The organism is Chitinophaga oryziterrae, assembly GCF_009758125.1.
Classification (GTDB): domain Bacteria; phylum Bacteroidota; class Bacteroidia; order Chitinophagales; family Chitinophagaceae; genus Chitinophaga; species Chitinophaga oryziterrae.
On record NZ_WRXO01000003.1, the window covers coordinates 254,682 to 279,292 of the forward strand.

Sequence of the window (24,611 nt, forward strand, 5' to 3'; positions counted from 1 at the left end):
AATTTAAATATATGAACACAATAACCGTTCGATATGTTCTGATTTCCGGTATTTTCACAGATATGTCCAATTTAGCAGCGTCTCAGCTAACTTAAGATAATTAGAGAGAAAATCCAGAATATGTTATATGATCAGAATGGATAAGTCTGCTTTAAAGCGCTAAAACCTTCTACCAGGCTCCCGAAAGCCGGCGATAAATTTCAGATTTTTATTCAATGCCGTTTAGTTAAACGCTGCATATGCAACTAAACATAATAGGCTCCGTTAAGAGCCTTTTTTAGTATTTAAAAGAGTATTGAAAATCAGTATGCTTAATAGTTTTTTATATTCATTCACAAGAAATCCAGGATTTATTTTTATCTTGAAAGTCCACTGTTATGTTACCGTCCCTTAACAACCTGGCCTATATTCACATTTACTCAATAAATAACCAAGAAAAAATGAAAACCCGTATCAGAAATTTGAAATGTAGTCTCACACTTTTATTCTTTATGATGTATGGTCTTGTCAATGCACAAAACAAGCCCTTTCCGCAAGGTGTGAATTTTCCAGGATGTATAAAGCCCAGCAATGTGACTCAGGCACAGATGAATACGGCCATCCAGACTTTTTACAATACTTATAAATCCAAGTATCTTAAACAGTGTCCTGATGCAACAGATCAGTATTATATGTATGCAGAAGGTAATCCTTCTTCCTCCACAGATGCTACTGTTTCGGAACAACATGGTTATGCCATGATCACAATGGCATTGATGGCTGGTTATGATGCCAACGCGAAGAAGTATTATGATGGCATGTACAAACTCTATTCGCGTTTCAGATCTACCACAAACAACAATTTCATGTCGTGGGTGATCAAGAAAAACGGATCTGTTATGGTGGGTGGAGAAGGCTCTGCTACAGATGGCGATTTTGACATCGCTTATTCACTCATCCTGGCACATTACCAGTGGGGTGGTGGCCCGGCAGGAACTTCTGTTACCTACCTGAATGAAGCTAAACGTATCATTAATGCATTTCATGGTACCCATGGTGTAGTAGGCGCAAGCACTTACCGCACCTTACTTGGTGATGATTTCAGCAATCAGCTGAACACACGTTCATCAGACTGGATGATTGATCACATGACTGCGTATAAAAATGCAACAGGCGATGCTTTCTGGACCAACGTAGAGAACGAAGTATACAATTGCATAGCTGACCTCACCGGAACAGGAAAACCCGGCGCAAGCACCGGATTAGTGTCAGATTTCGCTAAGAACGATCCTGCGGTACCGGATGCTGCTGGTGGTGGTACCGGTGAAGATGATGCTGATAAATACAGCTGGAATGGTTGCCGTTACCCATGGCGCATTGCAATGGGCTATCAGCATTACGGATCAACGAAGGCTAAAGCTGCTATAACAAAGTTGCTCGACTGGGCTACAGGAACTCCTACAAGCGGAGATCCTCAGAACTTTAACGGCGGATATAACCTGAACGGTACCAAGTTAGGCTCGGATGCAGGTGAACTTGCTTTTGTGGCTCCTATTACCCTTGCTGCAACTGTAGATGCTAAGTACCAGTCTTTCCTGAATAAAGGATGGGGAGAGTTAACAACCCTTTCAGGCAGCGATTCTTACAATGATGCTATCGGTCTTCTTTGTATGCTGTCTATTTCCGGTAACTGGTGGATACCTGGTTCTACCAGTACGCCAACAGCGCCTGCAGCTCCATCCGGTCTGCTGGCAACCGTAGTTTCCAGCAGTCAGATTAACTTAAGCTGGACAGACAACTCATCCAATGAGGACAATTTTAAAGTTGAATACTCTACAAATGGAGGTACCAGCTGGACTGCCCTGGCAACAACAGCAGCAAATACCTCCAGTTATTCCAATACTGGTTTAACTGCCGCTACTGCTTACTCTTACAGGGTTTATGCTGTAAATACAACGGGTAATTCTGCTTATTCCGGTGTAGTAACTGCTACCACTTCATCAGTAGGTACTTCTGCTAACCTGGCATTGAATAAAACCGGTGTAGCCTCTTCTTTGGAAACATCTGCTTATCCTGCAAGCCTGGCATTTGATGGCAGCGCTACCACCCGTTGGGCAAGCGTCGAAGGAGTAGATCCACAATGGATCTATGTAGACTTAGGCGCCAGTTATGCTGTCAACAGGGTGAAAATTACCTGGGAAGCAGCTTACGGGAAGGACTTCCTGATACAAACTTCAGCAGATGCTTCTACCTGGACTACCATAAAAACAGTGACAGGCAATACAGCTCTTGCAAACGACTATACCGGTCTTTCAGGTAGCGGTCGTTATGTAAGAATATATGGCACGGCAAGAGGCACTACATATGGATATTCTATTTATGAACTGGAAGTCTATGGTGCCGCTGCAAAAACATCTTCCAATATTGCTGTTGCATCTTCTTTAGAAGCATTTAGCGCTGACCAGGTTTCAATAACTGTATCACCTAACCCGACAAAGGATGTACTGACTGTTAAATATAAAGGAACGACCCCACAGTCCGTTTTAAGGATCTATAATATGAACGGTCAGCAGATATACTTCTCAAAAGTGAATGGAAACACTACGCAGGTAGACGTTTCCGGATGGCCTAAAGGAATTTATATTATTTCAGTAGGTAGTGTTCGCAAGAAGGTAATAGTAGAATAAATACTAAATAAAATTTAAGAAGCCGTATCAAAACAATTGATACGGCTTCTTTCTTTACTACAGGCATATCTATGTGAAGAACATTAACTTCCTATCAGTTTTTATAAATATTGTATCAGCCCCCAATAAAAACAAAAAAAACAAGATGGATCTATTATTTTAGTACTCTCATGCTTAGATAGAGAATGCAAAATTAAACAGGTCGCAATGAAGAAATTAATCGGGATAACCGCAATATCCCTTGCAATGGTGGTATCCGGTTGTAAAACAACCACACCTTTAAAAAATACGGCATATGATGTTGCTCCACCTGCTCCTTATGGCGCATTGCCTAATGAAGCACAGCTGAGGTGGCATGAAATGGACATGTACGCTTTTGTACATTTTACCGTAAACACGTTTACAAATAAAGAATGGGGGTATGGGGATGAAGATCCGGCTATCTTTAACCCTACTGCTTTCGATGCAGATCAGATAGTGTCTGCTATCAAATCTGCCGGATTAACAGGACTGATCCTTACCTGCAAACACCATGATGGTTTTTGTTTATGGCCTACCAAAACAACGGAACATAATATCAGCCACAGCCCCTGGAAAAATGGTAAGGGAGATATGGTGAAAGAATTTGCGGATGCCTGTAAAAAACAAGGCCTGAAATTCGGCGTATATCTTTCTCCATGGGACCGTAACAATAAGAATTACGGTACAGAGGAATACGTTAAAATCTATCGTGAACAGTACAGGGAATTATTAACGCAATACGGCCCCGTATTCGAGACCTGGCACGATGGAGCTAATGGAGGAGATGGTTATTACGATGGCGCCCGTGAGACCCGTAAAATTGATCGTAGCACGTATTATAACTGGCCTGTTACCTGGCAAATGGAAAAAGAGCTGCAACCAGGTGCGGTAGTAATGAGTGATGTTGGTCCGGATGTACGCTGGGTAGGTACTGAATCCGGTTTTGCAGGAGATCCCTGCTGGGCTACTTACACCCCTCATGGCGAAAATGGGAATAGCAATCCTGCTCCCGGACTCTCCAAATACGAAGAGGGATTAAATGGTACCCGTAATGGAAAGTTCTGGATACCGGCAGAAACGAATTTCTCTATCAGACCAGGATGGTTCTATCATAAAAGCGAGGATAACCAGGTAAAAACACCACAGCAACTGATGGACCATTACTTCGCTTCTGTAGGGGTAGGTACAAGCATGTTGCTGAATGTACCTCCTGATAAACGCGGTCTGGTAAATGAGATAGATGCAGCTTCACTAAAGGAATTCGGTGGACTGCTGGAAGAGATGTACGCTGTTAACTATGCAGAAGGTGCAACAGTGAAAGCCGACGATATCAGAAATACAGGAAAAGAATATGCACCTGAAAATGTATTGGATAATGATCCTTACACTTACTGGGGTACTAAAGATAACGTTACTGCCAGCAGCATTGAGCTGGACCTGAAAACTACCAGTACATTCAATGTCATCCGTTTAAGGGAGAATATCAAATTAGGACAACGAATAGACGATTGGGCCGTTGATATCTGGGAAAGTGGTAAATGGGTAACCGTTCAAAAAGGCACTGCCATAGGGCGTTGTCGTCTTATAAGGTCCAATGAGCTACTCACCACTTCCAAAGTGCGCGTAAGGATCACTAAAGGGGCCGCCAGTATTTGTTTAAGTGATATCGCTTTATTTAAGGAACCCGCCAGGCTGACAATACCTGCCATTGAGCGCGATAAGTCAGGTAATGTCTCTATCTCCACCTCTCCACAGGTATTCGATATCCGCTATACCGTGGATGGAACTGATCCGGAATTGTCTTCCGCTCATTATATCCAGCCATTCGCACTGCCGGAAGGTGGTGTAGTGAAAGCAAGGGCATTTAACAGCAAAGGCAGACGCAGCGATGCAGGTGCAAGAACATTAGGTATCGTAAAGACCAACTGGACCATTACTAACAAACAGAAAAAATTAGAAAAGGTAATAGATGATGATGATAAAACGAATGTAATGATGCCGCTGAAAGCCTTTCAGGAACAGGCTCCGGATGGTATCACCGTAGATATGGGGCATGATGTGAAAATTCGTGCATTCACTTATCTGCCGGCTAAAAACTATCCTGCCAAAGGGTTAATTAACAAGTATAAATTCTATACCAGCGAAAATGGCAAAACCTGGGAGGAACAGAAAGAAGGTGAGTTCTCCAACATAAAAGCGAACCCGGTAGAACAACGTGTAGAATTACTGACGCCCGTTACTGCCAGGTATTTCCGCTTTGTACCCATAGACGTTATTCCTGCATACGATACGTCTACTGATATCGGCATAGCAGAACTGGGAATTATTCAATAAAAAAAGAGGCCATACGGCCTCTTTTTTTATAATTATATCACCGCTGATGTAATTTTTAAAAACTTCCATTTATAACATTTTATATTTGAAAAAATAGTTCACGTTAATGGATAATCAAATTAAAAAGCTCCTATGCTTTGTACCGCTATTGCTGCTACTCATTAGTTCTTCCCATGGACAAACAAAGTATGTAAACACTTTTATCGGCACCGCTCCGCTTACAGACCCTAAAATCCTTGGTTATGAATTGCCTCATGGCTGGAGATCATGGGCGGGTCTTACCTTTCCCGGAAGTTCTTTACCTAATGCCATGGTGCAGTTGAGCCCGATCACTGCATACGGGTCCGGTGCAGGATATGAATATGAGGATACGGTCATTTATGGGTTCACACACACGAATAAAGGTCACTGGAATTTGTGTAATATTCCTGTGCTGCCGGTTTCTAATCCTGGCAAAGGATTTAGTTCCAGGTTCAGTCATAAAAGAGAAAGCTCGGCCCCGGGTTTTTATCAGGTATACCTGGATGATTACAATGTAAATGTTAGTCTTACTTCCACTTTAAGATGTGGCTACCATCAATATGAGTATAAGAACAATACGGGCAGACAAATACTCTTTGACCTCGCTAAAGCGAATAACCATATTTCCAACTGGAGTATAGAACAGGATGGTAGCAATGCTTTAAAGGGGTATCAGCAAACAGGAGAGAAGATTTATTTCTACGCACGACTGAATACGAAAGTCGAAAATCTGGAAAAGACAAAAGAAGGCCAGCAGGATGGTTTTGCCGTAGTACATCTGGTAAATGGAGATGCAAAGCCAGTAACGCTCGAAATAGGAATTTCATTTGTAAGTACAGCAAATGCGAAAGAAAATCTGGAAAAGGAAATTGGTAATAAATCATTTTCAGAAATCCGTAAGGAAGCAAATGATAAATGGGAATCCTTATTATCACGCATACAGGTAAAAGGTGGAACAGAGAAACAAAAACGGATGTTCTATTCCTGCCTTTACAGATCTTTTCTGTGGCCTGCATTACGCAGTGATGTGAATATGGAATATACAGATGCAAAACATAATGTGGTAAAGAGCGGATTTAACTATTACACAGAACCTTCTTTGTGGGATACCTATCGTAATAAAGATGTTTTATTAGGGTTGATCTCTCCGCAGGTAACATTAGATGTAATTAAATCGATGAAAGATGTGGGCGATAAAACAGGGTTTATTCCAACATTTTTTCATGGCGATCATGGCACATCCTCTATAGCAGGAGCGTATTTAAGAGGGATAGATAATTTTGATATAAAAGGTACCTACCAGATCTTGTTAAGGAATGCCAATGTATCCGGCGGTGCCCGTCCTTATATTACAGAATACATCGAGAAGGGTTATATCTCAGATCCCGATATTGCCAACCCTCATGTAGAAACAAAGGCAAAGGCAGGTGTTTCCAAAACCCTGGAATACTCTTATGATGATTACTCTCTCGCACAGATAGCCAAAAAGCTGGGAGATACCGCCAACTACAGGATATTAATGGCCAGATCAAAGAATTATAAAAACATGTTTGATCCTTCTACCCGGTTTATGAGAGGCCGGTTAGAAAACGGTGAATGGATTAAAAACTTCAACCCTCAATACCCTTATTACGAATACATGTACAGGGAAGCGAATGCCTGGCAGGTATCGTTCTTTGCGCCGCATGATATGCCGGGACTGATAGCTTTATACGGTGGTGCAAAAGGATTCGAATCCAAACTGGATTCGCTCTTTACGGTACCCTGGAATCCTGCCTACATTGCCAGGAATGTTGAAACGATGATAGGACAGTACTGTCATGGCAACCAACCAGATCATGAAGCTCCTTTTGCCTATTACTTTATCAACAAGCCGGAAAAATCGCAAAAGATCATCGATACCATCCTGAATAGTTTATACGGGATAGGAGATGATGGTCTGGCACTTTGCGGGATGGATGATGCAGGGGAGATGTCTGCCTGGTATGTACTCAGCTCTTTAGGCTTGTACACCTATTCTGCAACAGATCCGGCATATCTGGTGACGGTCCCGCTTTTTGATGAGGTAAAATGGAAGACCAGCAGCGGTAAGATACTTACATTAACAAAACCCGGAAAGGGAAGGGCGCTGACCGCAATAAATGTAAATGGGAAGCCGCTCAATGGTTATTTCGTATCCCATGATTTATTTAAGAGCGGGGGAGAGATCCGGATACTGACAAAATAAAAAAAGCCCCTAGGGGCTTTTTTTATTATAAATGACCTTTTGGTTTAGGAATGACCTTACAGCAATTGCCGCTTTTGTCAAATGGATCAGACATATAAACACCATTTGCTTTTTTATCTGTTTTTTGGGTGTACTCCGCATCAAAAATGAGCCTGCCCTTATTGATCTCATAGAATTTTGAAGGGTTATAGTACATCGAATCATTCGATGGGTAAGCTGTTGGCAGCTCACTTCCGCCAAACTCCAGGTTACCGTCATGGTCCATATCCTTGATATCAGAACTGATGGCATCTAACAGCGAATCTGCTTTTGAGTTATTGATGCCGAAAGCATACAATCTGTCCTTTTTAGGACTTCCTTTTATTTCCAGGAACAGGAATACATTCCCATTGTCTTCTACAAGGCGATTACGTCTGCTGGCATAGTTGATATTGTCTGCGGCTAACTGGTAGGCCCGGTTGCCATTCACGAAGATGGTCCCTTTATACACCGTTATTTTTTGCTGCTTGCTGCTGGTGAAATGCAGCTCAGTCTTAGGTGTCTGGGCAAAGGCCGGTAAGCCGATAAAAAGCAGGAGGCAGTGTCTGAGTCGAAAACGCATAGTGATATTGTTAAATAAGACCTTAACTTAAGTAATTTCCTGCTAAATACAAAAAAGGCATATACAATGCGTCTACAAAATAGATATGAAATATCTCCCGGAAAGTACGCTTTACTATATTTTGTAGATGCTTTGTATATGGTTTATATCCCTGATCGGAGCCTTGGTAGAGACTTTTGATTGATAATCAATATAATCGGCTCCTGCGGACGCACAACCCTCCTCTACTCACTGTATTTACATTTTCGCCATATTTTTGGGCCTATGCCTGCGTATTTAAACCTGAAAAAAACAGCGCATTCCATTGAAATACTCATAAAAAAATTGATGCTTTTATATGCCCAGAAACTTTGTTCGAGCGATCTTTAAGACCTTCTTGTTGTTACAATTCAATGTCTGTTTTGCCGCCACAACGGTTTATGTGAATGTAAATAATCCCACTCCCGGTGCAGGGACCTCCTGGGCTACCGCCTATAACGATTTAAATGCCGCTTTTGCAGCGGCTCCCTATGGAGCTGATATCTGGGTAGCCCAGGGGACCTATTATCCAACAACAGGGACCGACAGGACTATTGCGTTTAATGTATTACCGACGTATGTTCATGTGTATGGCGGTTTCATTGGGAACGAGACGCTTGTGACTCAGCGCGACTTCAGGAATCATCCCACCATCCTGAGCGGCGATATCGGTATACGAGGTGATGCCAGCGACAACTCTTACAGTGTGGTACGTTTTAATGCCGGCGCTAACGGAAGCAGTACCTTTGATGGTTTTATCATCCGTGATGGTAATGCCAACGATGGTTATCCCGGTTCTACAACACCTTCATTGTATAATCAGGGGGGAGGTATTGAGCTTTACTCCGCACAGGTGAATTTTTATACATATGCGTACGCTGTGGTCCTGAACTGTACCTTTATCAACAACTTTGCAGTATATGGGGGTGCTTATGCAAGCTACTCAACCACAGGTACTATCGCTTTTGCTGTGGCATTTAACTGTGTGTTCAAAGATAATACTGCAGCGGTAGCCGGGGGAGCATATGCCACGGTATCAGTGAATGCGGACGTGGTATCTACCGATCTGTTGAACAGTGTCTTTATCAATAACAAAACGATCAATGGGGGAGGATCTGCTATATCAACTTATGTTGATACCAATCCGAATGCTGTAACGACTAACGTAAAAAACTGTGTATTTTATAATAATCCCCTGCCACTGATAAATAGTGTGTTGCTGAATGGTGCGGCAGGAAGTAATATCTGGTGTGATTATTCGATTTTCTGGAACCCCACAGCCTATCCGGATAATAGTTTCATCGTTGCCGGGGGTATTCACTATAGCGACTGCGATATGTATATGGCTACAGCAAGCGGTGGTAATACGAATGTTGATCCCCTGTTTGTTGATGCGGCTGCAGATAATTTTCATGTATCTCCCTGCTCACCTGCGATTGACTATGGCGGTTATGCTTATTATGGCTCGCCCTGGAATACTGATTTTGATGGAAACCCACGTTTGCAGGGAGGGAAGGAGGACCTGGGTATTTACGAAGCTACGAAAACAACATTAGCTGCGCCGACAGTTTCAACACCCACCGTTAACTATTGTGAGGGCGCTACCGTAACAAATGATCTGGCAACCTTAGTGGTTTCACCTACAGGTACACTCAACTGGTACGATGCATCCAATAACGCTTTAACGGGGGCGCCAACACCATCGACGACAGTTGCAGCCTCCAGTATTTATTATGTTTCCCAGTCGGTGGGTACCGGTTGCGAAAGCCCTAAGACCAGGGTTACAGTAGTAGTGGGGGCTGCGCCTTCGACGCCATCAGATCCGGGATTGTCCTACTGTCTGAATGCAACGCCTGCAGATTTAAACCTGAGTATTACAAAGGATGCTCCTGCAAATACACTGATATGGTACAGCGCCGCTACTGCCGGAACAGTATTACCTGCTACACCTGTAATATCAACGGCTACTGCCGGTTCACAATATTTCTATGTAAGTCAGAAAGATGGTTGTGAAAGTGGTATTGCTACTGTAGAAGTGAACGTGACAAAAACAGACGCACCGGTAACAACAGATCCTGCGCCTGCTTATTGTCAGGGGGCGACGGCTACCGCTTTAGATATTACGGGTACTTCCCTGTTATGGTATACTGCTGCCACAGGTGGAGTAGGTGTGACGCAAAGTACTGCACCAACACCATCTACCAGCGCAACAGGTACGCAAAATTATTATATCAGTCAGACGTTGAACGGTTGCGAAAGTGATCGTACTGTCATTGCTGTTACTGTGAATACGCCACCGGCTGCGCCAACAGTAACTACTCCGCTGACTTATTGCCAGTTGGATACTCCTGATGATCTGAATGATATTGTCACGGAAGATCCTGGTGCTGCACTCACCTGGTATACTGCCCTTACAGGAGGAACAGCATTAACGGCTGTACCAGTGATATCAACCGCTACAGCGGGCCCTCAGAATTATTATGTAAGCCAGACTTTGGGCTGCGAAAGTACCCGTTCAGCTATTGCGGTTATTGTGAATAACAAGCCTGCCGCACCCACCACTACAAATACTGCACTTACTTATTGTGCAGGTGTGCCAGCGGCAACACTGGATGCTACCGGTGCTAACCTGCAATGGTATACGGGGGCAACTTTGTTACCAGCGGCGCCAACACCATCCACAGCTACAACGGGTACCGTAAATTATGGGGTAAGCCAGACGGTATCCGGTTGTGAAAGTGAGCAGGCGGTCATCAGTGTTACAGTAGAAACACAGTTGCCTGCGCCTGTGGCAACAGACGTTACTTACTGCCTGAATGATCCGGCGATAGCGCTAACGGCTACAGGTAATGGTCTGCTATGGTACACTACGGATGCCGGAGGAACAGGTAGTACAGATGCGCCTCAGCCACTTACCACAAGCAGCGGTAACACTACTTATTACGTAAGCCAGTCGAATAATGGCGTCTGTGAAAGTGATCGCACAGCAATAACAGTTACAGTGAATGATTTACCACAGGTGAATATCAATACTGCCGGTAAGCCTGCTTGTCGTGGTACTTATGTAACATTACAGGCATCCGGTGCTGCTTCATACCAATGGAGCCCTGCAACAGGCCTTTCCAACGTGGCGGTTAGTAATCCGCTGGCATTGATGGATCAGGATATTTCCTACACGGTAACAGGCACGGATATAAATGGCTGTAAAGCGACTGCTCAGGTGGATTTACAGGTAAACAATAACTGTGGGGATTATCTGCTGCCTACTGCGTTTACACCTAACGGAGATGGGCTGAATGATCTTTTCCATGTAGTGACCTACAACATACCTAAGACATTCAGCATGCAGGTTTTTAACCGTTATGGCGGAATTGTATTCGCAAGTAATGATATCAGTGCCGGATGGGATGGAACGTTGAAGGGGAACCCTGCACCGGACGGAACATATGTATATGTAATCCTGATCAATACCTCAGATGGAAAGGTGATCAACAAAAAAGGAACGGTATTATTGATCAGATAATAAAAACGGCTGGAGATTGTCTCCGGCCGTTAATTCATTGTATCAAAAAGAAAATAATTGCCTTATATATTTTATTATTTGATATAAATCGCTAATATTAGGGTATTAATCTAACGATATGTCCCCACAGGATTTTAAGAATAACTGGATGCAGCATTCGGACAGCCCACTTTTTCCGATATCATCTGAGCGACTAAAACGCTTTAATTTATTGCCATCTACAACTGCATTTTTAACAGCAGCAGGATTCCCCAAATATGTAATGCCGGTCTTATCATTTAAAGAAGATTCCGATGATAATTTTTCTGGTATCAGCAGATTAAACGAATTGTATGATTCTTTAGGGAATGAGCCTGAATATGAGAAATATGTTGTAATTGGCAGTTGCCGGGATATGGACCCTATTGCCATTGATACAAAAGATTTTGACCGGATAGTAATGCTTGACCGTAAAGATGCTTTTACACCATCTTATTTCAATAGTTCCATAGAAGCACTGGCCGGATTCTTAATTATCTATAGGGATTTTGAAGAGGCTATTGTGACAGAACATGGCGTGGAGGGCTTCCGGAACGCATATTTCACAGATATACAACTTGAGCATTTTAAAGACTGTATGTCAAAAATTGATCCCAGGGCCTTAAAGGAAGGTGGCTTCTGGAAAGGGATCTTTGATATGTGGATTTCCATGAGACAAAAATACCTGGATAGTTAATAAAAGTATACGGGTAATGGTTATACAACCATTACCCGTATTAACTTATCTGCAATTATAGCTGATTTTTATATCCGTTAAAAGTATTGTAGCAAACTGCCCGTAACCATGATTGCTAAAGTCTATCGCGGTTGGCAATCCATATTGATTGAACGCAGTTGCATGCAATGAATTGTTCACACTATAATCCCTGTCCAGGAATTGCCAGATAGGATGAGTGCTACGTAAATTAATCTTATCATCGAAACTATAGGTTTCCGTGTTGGTAACCCCGCTTCTCGTTGTAACTATTTTTACCAGGTTGCCGTCCCGGTTGTAGGTGTAGAACCTGGTTGTAATGTCACTTTCCGGAAAGCCATAAGTATCTGTAGATTTGACAATCCTGTCTTTCAGATCATACCCATAGGTAGATACATTTCTTACTCTAAGTTGTCCATTATTGGTTTGGTCCGGTAGCGGAATACCCGGGCCAACAAACCCGAATTCATAGGTAGTATCTGATATGATCCTGTTCTTTGCATCATAATGATAACGGTGCCATATATCAAAATAAGGGTTGGGGCTGGTATAGACACCGTAAAAGTCTGTCATCCTGTTTTTCTTATCGTAGATGAATAAAAAATTGGGAGAGCTGGTCCCTACGTAAGTGCGGGTAATACTCACCGGATTCCCTTTGTTATTATAGGCAAAAGTCAGCGTGTCTTCAGGAACAGAGACAGAGAAGCCTTGTATTATTTTTACAATCTGGCAGGAAGGGACGCCGGGAGAGCAATCGGGATACTTGTTACAGCCAGATAAAATGTACGTTACAGCGCACAATACAATCAATGAAAATTGTTTCATGAGAAGATTTTTGGAGTGTGAAATAATTACTATCTGGAGTAGGGGGTATCGGTATGCAGGAATAAAGTACGTGAAATATAGGGAAGAGGTGCAGATACCTGCACCTCTTAAAAAAATATTATACAGCTACATTGAACTCTCTCAATGTATCATTTAAACTTGTTTTGAGATCTGTAGAGGCCTTACGCTGACCAATAATCAGTGCACAGGGAACCTGGTATTCACCGGCAGGGAATTTCTTGGTATAGGAACCGGGAATCACTACGCTGCGGGCTGGTACACGGCCTTTGTATTCTATCGGCTCAGGACCCGTAACATCGATGATCTTAGTACTTTTGGTCAGTACCACGTTCGCACCTAATACTGCTTCTTTCTCAACAATTACACCTTCTACTACGATGCAGCGGGAACCTACGAAACAGCCGTCCTCAATGATAACCGGACCAGCCTGCAGGGGTTCCAGTACACCACCGATACCCACACCACCACTCAGGTGAACGTGTTTACCGATCTGTGCGCAGGAGCCGACAGTCGCCCAGGTGTCAACCATAGTGCCTTCATCCACATACGCGCCGATGTTCACATAAGAAGGCATCAGGATCGCTCCTTTAGCGATATATGCGCCATAACGGGCAATTGCATGTGGTACTACACGTACGCCAAGGTCTTTATAATTGGATTTCAGCTTCATTTTGTCGAAAAACTCGAAGGGACCGAGGCTGATGGTCTCCATTGGTTGAATCGAGAAATACATCAATATGGCCTGTTTTACCCATTCGTTAACCGTCCAGCCATTTTCTCCGGGTTCTGCCACTCTTGCTTTCCCTTTATCTACAGCCTCGATCACGCACTTTACTGCATCGGTATACTTAGTATCCTGTAAAAGGGTGCGGTCGTTCCAGGCTTGAAGAATTAATTCTTTTTGCTCCATCTTGAAATGATTTTGTCACAAACATAAGAAAAAGCAACAGCATAAGAAAAGGTATCGAAAGAGAGCTTGTTTTTACTAACTTTACCACCCTTTAAACACGACTATGAACATAGCCTTTGATGCAAAGCGGGCTTTTCAGAATAATACGGGCCTGGGAAATTATAGCCGTACCCTTATCAGTTCTCTCGCTACATACTATCCTTCAAATAATTATTACCTGTATGCGCCTAAGCTTACAGATATGTATGTTACAGCGGCATATCCCAATATACACACGGTATTGCCTGAAAAAAGACTGCACCGATGGTTCCGCAGTGCCTGGCGCAGCAAATACGTGGTAGGGGAACTGGCTAAAAAGAATATTTCCATTTATCATGGATTAAGTCATGAGATCCCTTTCGGCATACATCTGAGCGGAGTGAAAAGTGTTGTTACCATGCACGACCTGATCTTTGAACGTTATCCCGGACAGTATAACCCGATAGACGTGCAAACCTACCGCCGTAAGGCAAAATATGCCAGTCTGTATGCGGATAAGATCATTGCTATCAGCGAACAGACCAAACAGGACCTCATTAATTATTATAATACGCCGGCAGATAAGATCGCCGTGGTTTACCAGAGCTGCGATGAGATGTTCTCCGTATCTCACCCGGCAAACGTTATACAGGAGCTGCTTGCGAAATATCATCTTCCAAAAGAATATTTTCTATACGTAGGTTCTATTATAGAGCGTAAAAACCTGTTGTCCATTATAAAAGCAATGCTACAACTGAAAGGCAACGTGGATATACCACTGGTAGTGCTGGGAAATGGCAGCGGATATAAGAAAAAGGTAAAAGCATATATAGAAGCCCATGACCTGTCCGACAGGGTCATCTGGTTAAATGAACAGGCTAAATTTGCGTACGGGGACCTGCCTGCGTTGTACCAGGGGGCTAAAGCGCTGATATATCCCTCCGTTTTTGAAGGCTTCGGTATTCCTGTATTAGAGGCGTTATGGAGCCGTACACCGGTAATCACCTCTCAGGGTTCCTGCTTCCTGGAAACGGCCGGGGATGCGGCTGTTTATATTGATCCGCTGCATCCGCAATCAATTGCAGAGGCAATGAAAGAGATCGTGGACAGCCCGGCGAAGGTTGCAGATATGAAAGAAAAAGGATGGGCGCATGCCCAGTTATTTACCCGGGATAAATGTGCGGCAGGGGTAATGAAAGTATACGAAAGTTTATAGAACATGATTGATTTCGAAAATGATATTACAGCTTCCCTGGAAGTGCTTAGAAATGGTGGATTGATCCTGTACCCCACAGATACCATCTGGGGGATAGGCTGTGATGCGACAGACGAAACCGCCGTAAAGCGGGTTTTTGCCCTCAAACAAAGGCCGGAACAAAAAAGCCTGGTAGTATTGCTGGCAGACGTGCGGGACCTGCTGAAATACGTAGCAAGCCCCAGTCCGGATATAGCAGATATTATTGCAGGTTTCGACCGCCCGACCACAGTCATCTATGAAGGCGCCCTGGGTCTGGCCCCCAATGTTATCAATGAAGACGGCACTATCGCCATCAGGATCGTGCAGGAGCCTTTCTGCCGCCATCTGATAAAAAGACTGCGTAAACCGCTTATTTCCACGTCTGCCAATATCAGCGGACAAGCATCCCCATCCTCTTTTGCAGAGATAGACCCTGCTATAAAAAATGGCGTAGATTATGCAGTGAACTACCGGCAGAACGAAATAACGGCTTCCCGCCCTTCCCGTATTATTAAGATAGGGAAAGATGGTTCCGTGCAGGTGATAAGAGAGTAGGCTAGTGGTTATGAACTAAAAAAACTACTTTTGCCGTTTTATTCATTTATGATCAGCAAAAGGCCTATAGATATTCCCTGCACGTTGCAGGAACGGAAAGTGTTGGAACAGATAGCGTTAGCCGCCCGGGAACTGGGTGTTCCATGCTACCTGATAGGAGGCTTCGTGCGGGATAAGTTGTTGAACAGGCGTACAAAAGATATGGACGTGGTATGTGTAGGCGATGGTATCGCACTTGCACATAAGGTTGCGGCTCATTTTGATAATGTACCCGTCAGCTTTTTCAAAACCTACGGCACTGCCCAGGTAAAATGGAATGAGCTTGAAATTGAGTTCGTTGGCGCCCGGAAGGAAAGCTACCGGCGCGATTCCCGTAATCCGGAAGTAGTGCCCGGCACTTTACAGGACGATCAGCTACGCCGCGATTTCACCATCAACGCACTGGCTATCAGTCTGAATGAAACAGATTATGGCACGCTGATTGACCCTTTCAATGGCCTGGCAGACCTGGAAGCTAAAATTATCCGTACGCCTCTGGAACCGGCACAAACATTCATCGATGATCCGCTGCGTATGATGCGTGCCATCAGGTTTGCATCCCAGCTGCAGTTCACGATCACAGACGAGGCGTTCACTGCGATCCAGGATAATGCGGAAAGAATAAAGATCATCTCCCAGGAGAGGATCACAGACGAGTTTAACAAGATCATGTTGTCTCCCGTGCCTTCGGTTGGGCTGGATCTTCTCTATAAGGCAGGGCTGTTAAAGATCATCCTGCCCCAGATGATAGACCTGGTAGGTGTTGAAATGGTGGAAGGCAAAGGGCATAAGGATAATTTCTATCATACCCTGCAGGTGGTGGATAATATCGCCCGCAATACGAAAGACCTCTGGTTACGCTGGGCAGCACTGCTGCACGACATCGGTAAGCCTGCAACTAAACGCTTTGAACAGGGCCATGGCTGGACCTTCCACGGCCATGATGCCGTAGGAGGGAAGATGGTCCCCAGGATCTTCGCTAAAATGAAGCTGCCTCAGCACGAAAGCATGCGGCTGGTGAAAAAACTGGTAGAACTGCACCTGCGGCCTATCAGCGTTACCAAAGAGAATATCACGGATTCTGCTATACGCCGCCTGTTATTTGACGCAGGGGACGATATCGAAGGACTGATGATGCTGTGTGAGGCGGATATTACATCCAAGAACAGGGTAAAAGTAAAACGTTACCTCGAAAACTTTGAACTGGTGCGCCAGCGGCTGAAAGAAGTGGAAGAGATAGACCGGATACGCAACTGGCAGCCACCCGTAACAGGAGAAATGATCATGGAAACTTTTGGGCTAAAGCCTTCAAGAGTAGTGGGAGATCTGAAAAATGCCATCCGTGAGGCGATACTGGACGGCGAAATTCCAAACACGTACGAAGCCGCATTTGCCTTCCTGCTGGAAAAAGCACAAGCATTGGATTTGACTCCAGTTAAATAAAAATGTTAATTTAGTATTGTTAAATAATGTTAAAAGCTTAAAGTCAGAGGTTTAATGTTCTTATACAGTACACAAGCCTGTCACTTTCAACAATCAAATAGTAAAAACCTTTATTGTCATGCCTGTTTTGAAATTCAGAGTTTATTGGGAAGAGGATGAAAGTGTGTACAGGGATATTTCCATTAAGCCGGACCAGACATTTTTACAATTTCATCAAGTTATTTTACAGTCATTCGAATTTGACAATAAACATAAGGCCACTTTTTTCCGTAGCAATGACAACTGGCAACGGGGCAGGGAAATTATCCTCGAAAAGGATAATGCTCCAAGAAAGGTTGATCCCCTTATGATGAACGAAACTGTTATTGCAGCTGCGGTGAAAACACCTAATCAGAAGTTCATTTATCTGTACGATTATGCCAAGAACTGGGTGTTCCTGGTAGAATTGATCGGTGTGTCCAAAGACGAAAACTCCAGGGTTACCTATCCTTACTGCGTAAGAAAAGAAGGCCTGGCCCCCAGTCAGTACGGTACTAAAGGATTAGTAGGCGACAAACTGGTGGAAATGGAAGAGAAGTACGACCTTAACAAGGAAGGTATGAGTGAAGATGGCTTTGGAGAAGAAGGAGAAGAAGATACTTCTGATGCTGATGATGACGGTGGTGAAGAGAATAATTCTGAAGAGATGTTTTAATTGGGAAAGACTGTAATCATAATAGCTGGTCCTACAGCCGCGGGTAAAACAGCACTGGCTATACGTTTAGCCAGTCATTTTAAGACTGCTGTTATTTCTGCAGACTCCCGCCAGTGTTACAAAGAAATAAGTATTGGTACCGCCAAACCCAGTCTGCAGGAACTGCAGACTGTTCCTCATTATTTTATCGATTCCCACTCTATTACCGAAGAGGTGAATGCCGGGATCTTCGAGCGACTGTCCTTACAGTACGCTGCGGAGATATTCAAAGACCGGGACGTTGCCATCATGTGCGGTGGCACAGGTTTATATATCAGGGCCTTCTGTGAAGGGATTGATGATATACCGGCTGCGCCTGCGGATATACGTTTAAAGATCAATGAACAATATGCCACGGAAGGTCTGGAGTGGCTGCAAAAAGAAGTGCAGGAACGCGACCCTGCCTTTTATGCGATAGCGGAGATTCAGAACCCCCAGCGGCTCATACGGGCGCTGGAAGTGTTATATACTACCGGGCAGTCCATCACTACTTTCAGAACAGCAAACAAAGCCACAAGGGATTTTAATATCATCAGGATAGGTGTCACTGTTCCGAAGGAACAATTACATGCGAACATCACTCACAGGGTACATGCCATGATGGCCGCAGGATTAGTAGAGGAAGTACGCGCTGTATTGCCTTATCGCCATCATAATGCATTACAGACAGTGGGGTATAAAGAAATATTTGATTATTTGGATGGGAAGATTACGTTGGAAGAAGCTACAGAACTAATCATTATCCATACCCGTCAGTATGCAAAAAGACAACTGACCTGGTTCAGGAAAGACCCCGCTATACAATGGTTTGATGCCAGGGATACAGAAGGAGTGATGAAATATATAAATACGAGGCTCCATTAGGAGCCCCGTATTTATAGGAAATATCATTCTTGTTCACAACAGACTCCGCTGTTTATTAAATCTTTTTCAGCAATACTTTCTGTTTATTAAAATCTGCACCGGCATCTAAAAATGCGATCATCTGCGGCCAGCTGGCTGCTGGCTCATAAGCATGATTATAACATTTGCGCACGGTAACAACAAGTGTATTCCCTTCCAGTTTGGTGGTGCTTACAAAACTACCTGCATCGTTGATCACTGACTTATTCAGGTTCTCGATACCTTCCACTTTATATCCTTCAGGGATATTCACGGTTACCTGGTAAGCGACTGTACGGGCATAAGACATATTGATGTCATAAGACCTTGTACGTTGTTCCGTAGTTAATTCTATCTGACCGGTAATCAGCTTACCAAAGTCTACGATGTAATTATTACCAGCTTTTTTTACCAGTCCATCCATACTGAATTGCTCTTTCATCGCAAAGGGAGGATAGCGGTGCTGCAATCCTTCTTCGATGATTTCGTAAGTGATACTGTCAGTAGGTTTGATGCTGTAATCATTGGTGATATTTGTGGTTACTGTTTCCAGCATATCCTTACGGGCCTTGCTGAAGGCCTCTGTATATTCCCCATAACGTTTGTACAGTGGCCCCTGTGCATTCAGATCCGCATTCAGCAGAGTAGGAGTGTGTACACGTTTACGTTCCTGTTTCAGCATATCTTCGTACAGCAGCATATCCATGTACTGATAACGGTACTGACCTTTGGCGGAGATCGTACGTGCGATGTTTATCTGTTGCAGGTTTGCCGGATTAAAAACGATGTCCAGTGTTTCAGCGCTCACGTTATCTTCTTTCTTACTGAATGGTAAAGTGATCTTTTTAAAAGAGGCCTCTTTTTCCCTCTTGCTGCCTGTCACCGCTACGGTGTACGCTTCCTGTCCTTCCAGGGAAGAAGGCAGTTCTCCGGGATAGGAGAACATGCTGCCCATATAGCAATAGATGGGTTTACTATCCGCCGGATAGGCAATGATGAAGTATTCCAGGTCATTGAAAGATACCGCGTCTTTAAGGGTACCTTCACTGCGGGGTACAGCAGCAGCCAGTACGCAGGGGATATCATACTCTTTCAGCATGAACCGCATTACATTGGCTACAAAATGTGATTTAGGCGTGTAGAATTTACGGTTTTGGCCTACTTCTATATTGGAAGAAGTGTATTCGCGGAAAAGGGTACAGTAACGTACATAGTAATAGATGAGTTCTGTACGCTGTGCATCGGTCAGTGTTTTCAGGTCTTCATCTTTCAGACAGGTGCTTTCCACTTTTGGGAACTCTCTCTTCATGATATCGTAATTAAGGCCGTAATTGGCGCCCACACTGATGATCTTGTATGTAAGATATTCTTTGATATCCTCTTCATCGATCCCGTTTACAACATCGTTGTTTTCATCTCTCATATAGGCGATACGTAAAGTAGGTAATGTCCTCTTTTCATATAACCAGCGTTCATCCGTTACTTTAGGAATATCTTTTTTGTTGATGGTAAATACGTTGTTATCATCATCATCTTTAGTTCTTTTTAACTCAGCATCCTTTGCATTCAGGTATCTCCATGAAATTCCCATTTTCTTGGAAATCCTTACGTCCAGTGCAAAATCGAGGATAGGGTATCTTTCGCCAATGGAGAAGTCCAGCGGTTCCGGTGCCGCATAAAAGGTAGATTTATCTTTGTAGATACGCATGTAGTAATCGATGATATCACCTACCTGTAAATCGGAAATGGCTATTTTCTGTTCTTTATCCCCGGCTTCATCCTTTACATTTACGGCTTCTTTCATATCGATATCCCGTTGCTGTCCATTCGGCTTGATGATACGGATACCCATGTATGAAACCAGCTTATAACCGCGCGACCAGCTATTTTGTTTCAGCTTCTGGATATTGAATTCAGAATACTCTTCCAGGGCTGATTTATCCTGTATTTTAACACGTTCGTGCATAGTCGTGGACAGGTGTTCCTGCTTACGGCTATGGTCCGCTCCCATGGAAAATTTCATGGCAATGATTACGGCAGACTCGTTATTGTATTTTTCAGGTACTGTAGTGACGTTAAAAGCAGCATCTTTACCATTCCAGATCTCCTTCTTTATTTCTTCTGCATCTTCCTGGTATTCCCTTTCCTGTCTTGATTGTGCCATACCGGTAAGGCCGGTACAGATCAACAGCAGGATGAATGTTATCTTTTTCAAGTTCGTATAGGTTTATAGTTTAACGAGTGTTATTTGTTCTAAATACTTTTTGGAAAGAGAAGCGATGGCTTTGTTCCATTCCAGGAAGTCGGATTTTTGCAGATAGGTATTGAGGATCGTTATCTTTTTACGGTAACAGATCTTGTTATCCTTTACGGCATAGGTGATGTCAATGGTGAATTTAGGATGGACGATGTGCAGGTTTTCCGGCAGTGTACCTGCTTTGTAACCTGCCGGCATCAGCAGATCTGTTTCTGTGATGAAGTTATCCTTGCTGTCAAACCTTAAATCTATTTTCCTTTTAACGGTATCTATCACCGCGTTGTTGAATTCTTTGTTATAGTCGATATCGATATACATTTCAGACCCGAAAGAAGACACCGCATCCTGGTACACGAGATCGAAGTTCACTTCCAGGTTACCATCACGTTGTTCCAGGCTGGTGGTTTTCATGTTGGAGATCTTGTAGTGCATATTACTGTTGGTGATGTAGTTCTCCAGGGCAGTCTGTAAGCGGTCTTTTTTAACACCGTTAATGCTGCTGAGGATATCTGTTTTGCTTTCACCTTCGTATTTGTACAGGATTTTACCGGCCATATTATTACCGTCCACATACAGTTCTTCTTTAAAGAGACGGCTGTTTTGTTCAGGTTTTGTGCTGGGGATATGTTCCAGCAGGAAGCTATCGCCATTCTCTATCATTACCTGTCTGCCCTGTATCCTTTCTGCGTATACACCGGGCTGCATATATTCTTCGGTAGCATCCAGGAACCACCATTTGCCTTTATAATTCACGGCGCAGATCATGTGGTTATCTACGCTCAGGGAAGGGATGCTGTAGTCGTACATGATATGGTTGGTACCTATCCAGCAAAGCCTTGCGTCAAAGCCGCAGCGTTGCAGCAAGGCCTTGGTGAGGTTGGCCATCCCTTTACAGTCGCCATATTTCTTACGCATTACTTCATGGGCTTCATCAGGTTTAAAACCTGCAATACCATCTTCAAAAGCGATATAGCGCACATTATCTTCTACCCAGTAAAAGATAGCTTTCAGTTGTTCCCATTTGTCGGTGATACCTTCGGTGATCTTCTTAGCACGTTCATCTAAAGCCACCGTATCGCTGTGTAACTGCTGGGTAAGACTATGATACCATTTATAGAGGTCTGCCGTAGTGGCGAAGTAAGCGGATTTGTTGCCTTCGTAATCAGCGGTTTTACTGCAGATCATGATATGCGGCCATAACCAGCTGGGACCGGGGCTCATGGCCGTTTTCTTCATGGCCGGCATGTTGCTGGCAGTATAGGTGTATATGTCTGCGTTCTTTTTACTGTCGAATGTTTTCTGAACAGAGATGTTTTGTCCTTCGAAATTGTAAGGATGTATATCCGTCTGCATCCAGCGGGGTACTATCACTGTAATCTTCTTTGTTCTGGTAGGATAGTTGTCGGTGAAAAAGACAGTAGATAAATAGCGGGGATCTTTGATCTCTTTTTCGATGGTCACTTTACTCTTGGACCCTTTTTGTACAAAGGGAAGTTCAAAGTAGCACATCCTGGCATCGGTATAAAAGTAGCTGTTGATGTTCAGGTAGTCGTAGGTAGGTCTGATGTCTCTGGCCCTTTTCCCGTCTACTTCTATATTTACGTCCAGTATTTCTTCCTGGTTGTTGTATGTTTCTCCAAAAGGGATGGAAGAGCGGAAAGCGTTGCAGATAAATGTTTTTTCTATCAGCTGGTCTACCGTTACCTGTTTTTGTTTGCTATTGTATTGATATTCATAGGTTTCTTCGCTACTGTAAAGTTCTATGTTGTCATCCTCTTTTTGCTGGGCCTTTAACAGCGGGACGTCTACGCAGGCAAGCATGATAAACAGGCACAGGGAATACCTGATGGATAGGTGTAAGGACGATGCGTTCATAGATGGAGATAAATTATATATATAACACTATAAAAGTAATTAAAAAATTCTGAAAGGTTGAGGGTAAAAAAAAGGGGCTCCAAGCGGAGCCCCTTTGTAAACAGTATATAATATCTTAGAATTTCCAGCCGAAGGTGGCCAGTACAATCAAAAGCGCTTTCTGGGGGTAATATAGATAGTGATCACACCGGTATTCAATTCATAATAATTATAATGGGGAGGTAATCTGGGTGGAGAATAAGGATCTAATACTTCGGCAGGGGAGGTATAATCAAGGATGGCCTCACCCAGATTGTCGGCCCCATCTGTTATTTTGATGGAGGTAGAAGAACTCTTTGTAGTCGATCCACTGATGCCGAACTTTAATCCGATCTTTACTTTTGTTCCCAGGCCCACATCCAGTCCGAAATTGTACCCAAAGGTGGAAGACACGCTGGTGTTGTAGGTAATTTCTGCCCCCGGATCATATTCTATCAGTAATATTTTCCAGGCGTCTCCGTATTTTTCCATATCCCAGTTGGCCAGTTCAATAGGATGATCGGTCAGGTCTACAAAACCTGTAGCGTCTCCACCGGGGAAGAGTACGGCTGCATCGCCAGGAAAGTTCTTGGTAACGGAACTGATATTGCCTTCACTGGCAATGAAGAATACAGTCATTCTAAATTCCAACATTCCATCTGACCAGTCAACGAAGAAACTTTTTGAAGCAGGTGAGTTTACTCTCAACCCCATCAGAAATTCCGCATAGTTATTTTTCAATGGTCCCTTGTCCACGCCATGGGCAGGATCCAGCCCATAATATACGTAATCTCTTACAGCGTCTATATTATTCACACGGGCATATACAGCGGCAGGATCTACAGTAAAGTCAAGGCGGCTGTTGGTTGCGGTGGCAGTTGATAATCCATTGTAGGAGGCATCTGTAAAGTAAAAATCTTTGCTGGCAGTTCTCAGAAAATAGTTGTCATGCTGTGCTATCCGCTCACTGCCGGTGTTCTTGGCGAAAGCTACCCGTTCGTTCTCTTTTACGATGATCACGGGTTTGTCTGGTTGCACTTCATAACTTAATGCAGTGGTGGCGCCATTAGCGTCATAGGCCAGCAATTGTTTTTTCTGGTTCTTATCAGCGGGATTACGCACAGCTACGATGGGGATCTGTTCCACCGTGTTCCAATCCTGAGGAGAGAATTTGTCAAGATGGGGCACGAAGATCGTCGTCAGTGGCAGTTGGTCTGCCATTGCAATAAAGGCGGTAGAATCATCTGCATAAGCTGCAAGCAGGCTTTCAAGTGTCTTTCCGTTGCCCAGTTTAGCTGTTCTGGATAACTGATACAACACATCATAATCATTGTCGAATTTTTTCAGGGCTTCCTGTTTGATTAAGTCACGCACTTCTTTGTTTTGCATCGCTTTTGCAAGCACTTTCGCAAATGCAGTAGATACTTCGGCCGTGTTAACTGGTTGTGTTTTGGGTGATTGAACAGGTGTGTCTGATTGTTTTGCGCAAGACAGGCATAGCAATAGTATTGCCAATGGCAATAAGCGCCAGGGTTTCCTCATAGGGTCTTAAAATTTAATTGTGATTAATTAATGCATATAGATTAACAACTTAATAATAGGTTACAAAAATGACTACAGTAATATTGGGTTATGTCGGTGCAAATTAAATAAA

16 protein-coding genes are annotated in these 24,611 nt (G+C 43.6%); 10 read left to right on the forward strand and 6 right to left on the reverse strand.

Annotation, left to right across the window (positions count from 1 at the left end; genetic code table 11):
- Nucleotides 1-440 precede the first annotated feature (440 nt).
- The 3 genes from GO495_RS13070 to GO495_RS13080 all read left to right on the forward strand — a co-directional run bounded on the left by GO495_RS13070 (nucleotide 441) and on the right by GO495_RS13080 (nucleotide 7,269).
- Complete coding sequence (locus tag GO495_RS13070; protein WP_170302675.1) at nucleotides 441-2,666, forward strand: discoidin domain-containing protein; 2,226 nt, start codon at nucleotides 441-443, stop codon at nucleotides 2,664-2,666.
- Between the two features lie 207 nt (nucleotides 2,667-2,873).
- The gene (locus tag GO495_RS13075) at nucleotides 2,874-5,021 is read left to right on the forward strand and encodes an alpha-L-fucosidase (RefSeq protein WP_157300139.1); all 2,148 of its coding nucleotides are present in this window, start codon (nucleotides 2,874-2,876) and stop codon (nucleotides 5,019-5,021) included.
- A gap of 106 nt (nucleotides 5,022-5,127) precedes the next feature.
- On the forward strand, nucleotides 5,128-7,269 hold the full coding sequence (locus GO495_RS13080; protein ID WP_157300140.1) for a GH92 family glycosyl hydrolase: 2,142 nt from the start codon (nucleotides 5,128-5,130) through the stop codon (nucleotides 7,267-7,269).
- A gap of 25 nt (nucleotides 7,270-7,294) precedes the next feature.
- Here GO495_RS13080 and GO495_RS13085 read toward each other — a convergent pair whose 3' ends face one another.
- Nucleotides 7,295-7,870 (reverse strand): hypothetical protein, encoded by a 576-nt coding sequence (locus GO495_RS13085; protein ID WP_157300141.1) that lies wholly within the window; start codon nucleotides 7,868-7,870, stop codon nucleotides 7,295-7,297.
- Nucleotides 7,871-8,207: 337 nt separating this feature from the next.
- Here GO495_RS13085 and GO495_RS13090 point away from each other — a divergent pair, with 337 nt between their 5' ends.
- Nucleotides 8,208-11,411 carry a T9SS type B sorting domain-containing protein gene (locus tag GO495_RS13090; protein ID WP_157300142.1) on the forward strand — a complete coding sequence of 1,068 codons (3,204 nt, stop codon included), beginning with the start codon at nucleotides 8,208-8,210 and terminating at the stop codon, nucleotides 11,409-11,411.
- A gap of 118 nt (nucleotides 11,412-11,529) precedes the next feature.
- Nucleotides 11,530-12,126 carry an SUKH-4 family immunity protein gene (locus tag GO495_RS13095; protein ID WP_157300143.1) on the forward strand — a complete coding sequence of 199 codons (597 nt, stop codon included), beginning with the start codon at nucleotides 11,530-11,532 and terminating at the stop codon, nucleotides 12,124-12,126.
- 45 nt (nucleotides 12,127-12,171) lie between these two features.
- Here the strand turns inward: GO495_RS13095 and GO495_RS13100 are convergent, their stop codons facing one another.
- Both GO495_RS13100 and GO495_RS13105 read right to left on the reverse strand, forming a co-directional pair.
- On the reverse strand, nucleotides 12,172-12,969 hold the full coding sequence (locus tag GO495_RS13100; RefSeq protein WP_157300144.1) for a hypothetical protein: 798 nt from the start codon (nucleotides 12,967-12,969) through the stop codon (nucleotides 12,172-12,174).
- A gap of 118 nt (nucleotides 12,970-13,087) precedes the next feature.
- Nucleotides 13,088-13,900, reverse strand: a complete 813-nt coding sequence (locus GO495_RS13105) for a 2,3,4,5-tetrahydropyridine-2,6-dicarboxylate N-succinyltransferase (protein ID WP_157300145.1) — start codon at nucleotides 13,898-13,900, stop codon at nucleotides 13,088-13,090.
- A gap of 103 nt (nucleotides 13,901-14,003) precedes the next feature.
- Between GO495_RS13105 and GO495_RS13110 the strand changes: the two genes are divergently transcribed.
- From GO495_RS13110 to miaA, 5 genes are all read left to right on the forward strand, one after another.
- Complete coding sequence (locus GO495_RS13110; RefSeq protein WP_157300146.1) at nucleotides 14,004-15,134, forward strand: glycosyltransferase family 4 protein; 1,131 nt, start codon at nucleotides 14,004-14,006, stop codon at nucleotides 15,132-15,134.
- Nucleotides 15,135-15,137: 3 nt separating this feature from the next.
- Nucleotides 15,138-15,710, forward strand: coding sequence for an L-threonylcarbamoyladenylate synthase (locus tag GO495_RS13115; protein ID WP_157300147.1), 573 nt, complete (start codon nucleotides 15,138-15,140; stop codon nucleotides 15,708-15,710).
- Between the two features lie 48 nt (nucleotides 15,711-15,758).
- The gene (locus tag GO495_RS13120; RefSeq protein ID WP_170302676.1) at nucleotides 15,759-17,192 is read left to right on the forward strand and encodes a CCA tRNA nucleotidyltransferase; all 1,434 of its coding nucleotides are present in this window, start codon (nucleotides 15,759-15,761) and stop codon (nucleotides 17,190-17,192) included.
- A 118-nt stretch (nucleotides 17,193-17,310) separates the two neighbouring features.
- On the forward strand, nucleotides 17,311-17,886 hold the full coding sequence (locus tag GO495_RS13125; RefSeq protein ID WP_157300149.1) for an IS1096 element passenger TnpR family protein: 576 nt from the start codon (nucleotides 17,311-17,313) through the stop codon (nucleotides 17,884-17,886).
- A complete protein-coding gene (gene miaA / locus GO495_RS13130; RefSeq protein ID WP_157300150.1) occupies nucleotides 17,887-18,789 on the forward strand; it encodes a tRNA (adenosine(37)-N6)-dimethylallyltransferase MiaA in 903 nt (300 codons plus the stop codon).
- A 55-nt stretch (nucleotides 18,790-18,844) separates the two neighbouring features.
- On the opposite strand, the gene GO495_RS13135 is transcribed toward miaA, so the two are convergent.
- From GO495_RS13135 to GO495_RS13145, 3 genes are all read right to left on the reverse strand, one after another.
- Nucleotides 18,845-21,022 (reverse strand): DUF3857 domain-containing protein, encoded by a 2,178-nt coding sequence (locus GO495_RS13135; RefSeq protein WP_157300151.1) that lies wholly within the window; start codon nucleotides 21,020-21,022, stop codon nucleotides 18,845-18,847.
- Between the two features lie 12 nt (nucleotides 21,023-21,034).
- Nucleotides 21,035-22,939, reverse strand: a complete 1,905-nt coding sequence (locus GO495_RS13140) for a transglutaminase domain-containing protein (RefSeq protein ID WP_157300152.1) — start codon at nucleotides 22,937-22,939, stop codon at nucleotides 21,035-21,037.
- A 147-nt stretch (nucleotides 22,940-23,086) separates the two neighbouring features.
- The gene (locus GO495_RS13145; RefSeq protein WP_157300153.1) at nucleotides 23,087-24,499 is read right to left on the reverse strand and encodes a hypothetical protein; all 1,413 of its coding nucleotides are present in this window, start codon (nucleotides 24,497-24,499) and stop codon (nucleotides 23,087-23,089) included.
- Nucleotides 24,500-24,611: the final 112 nt, after the last annotated feature.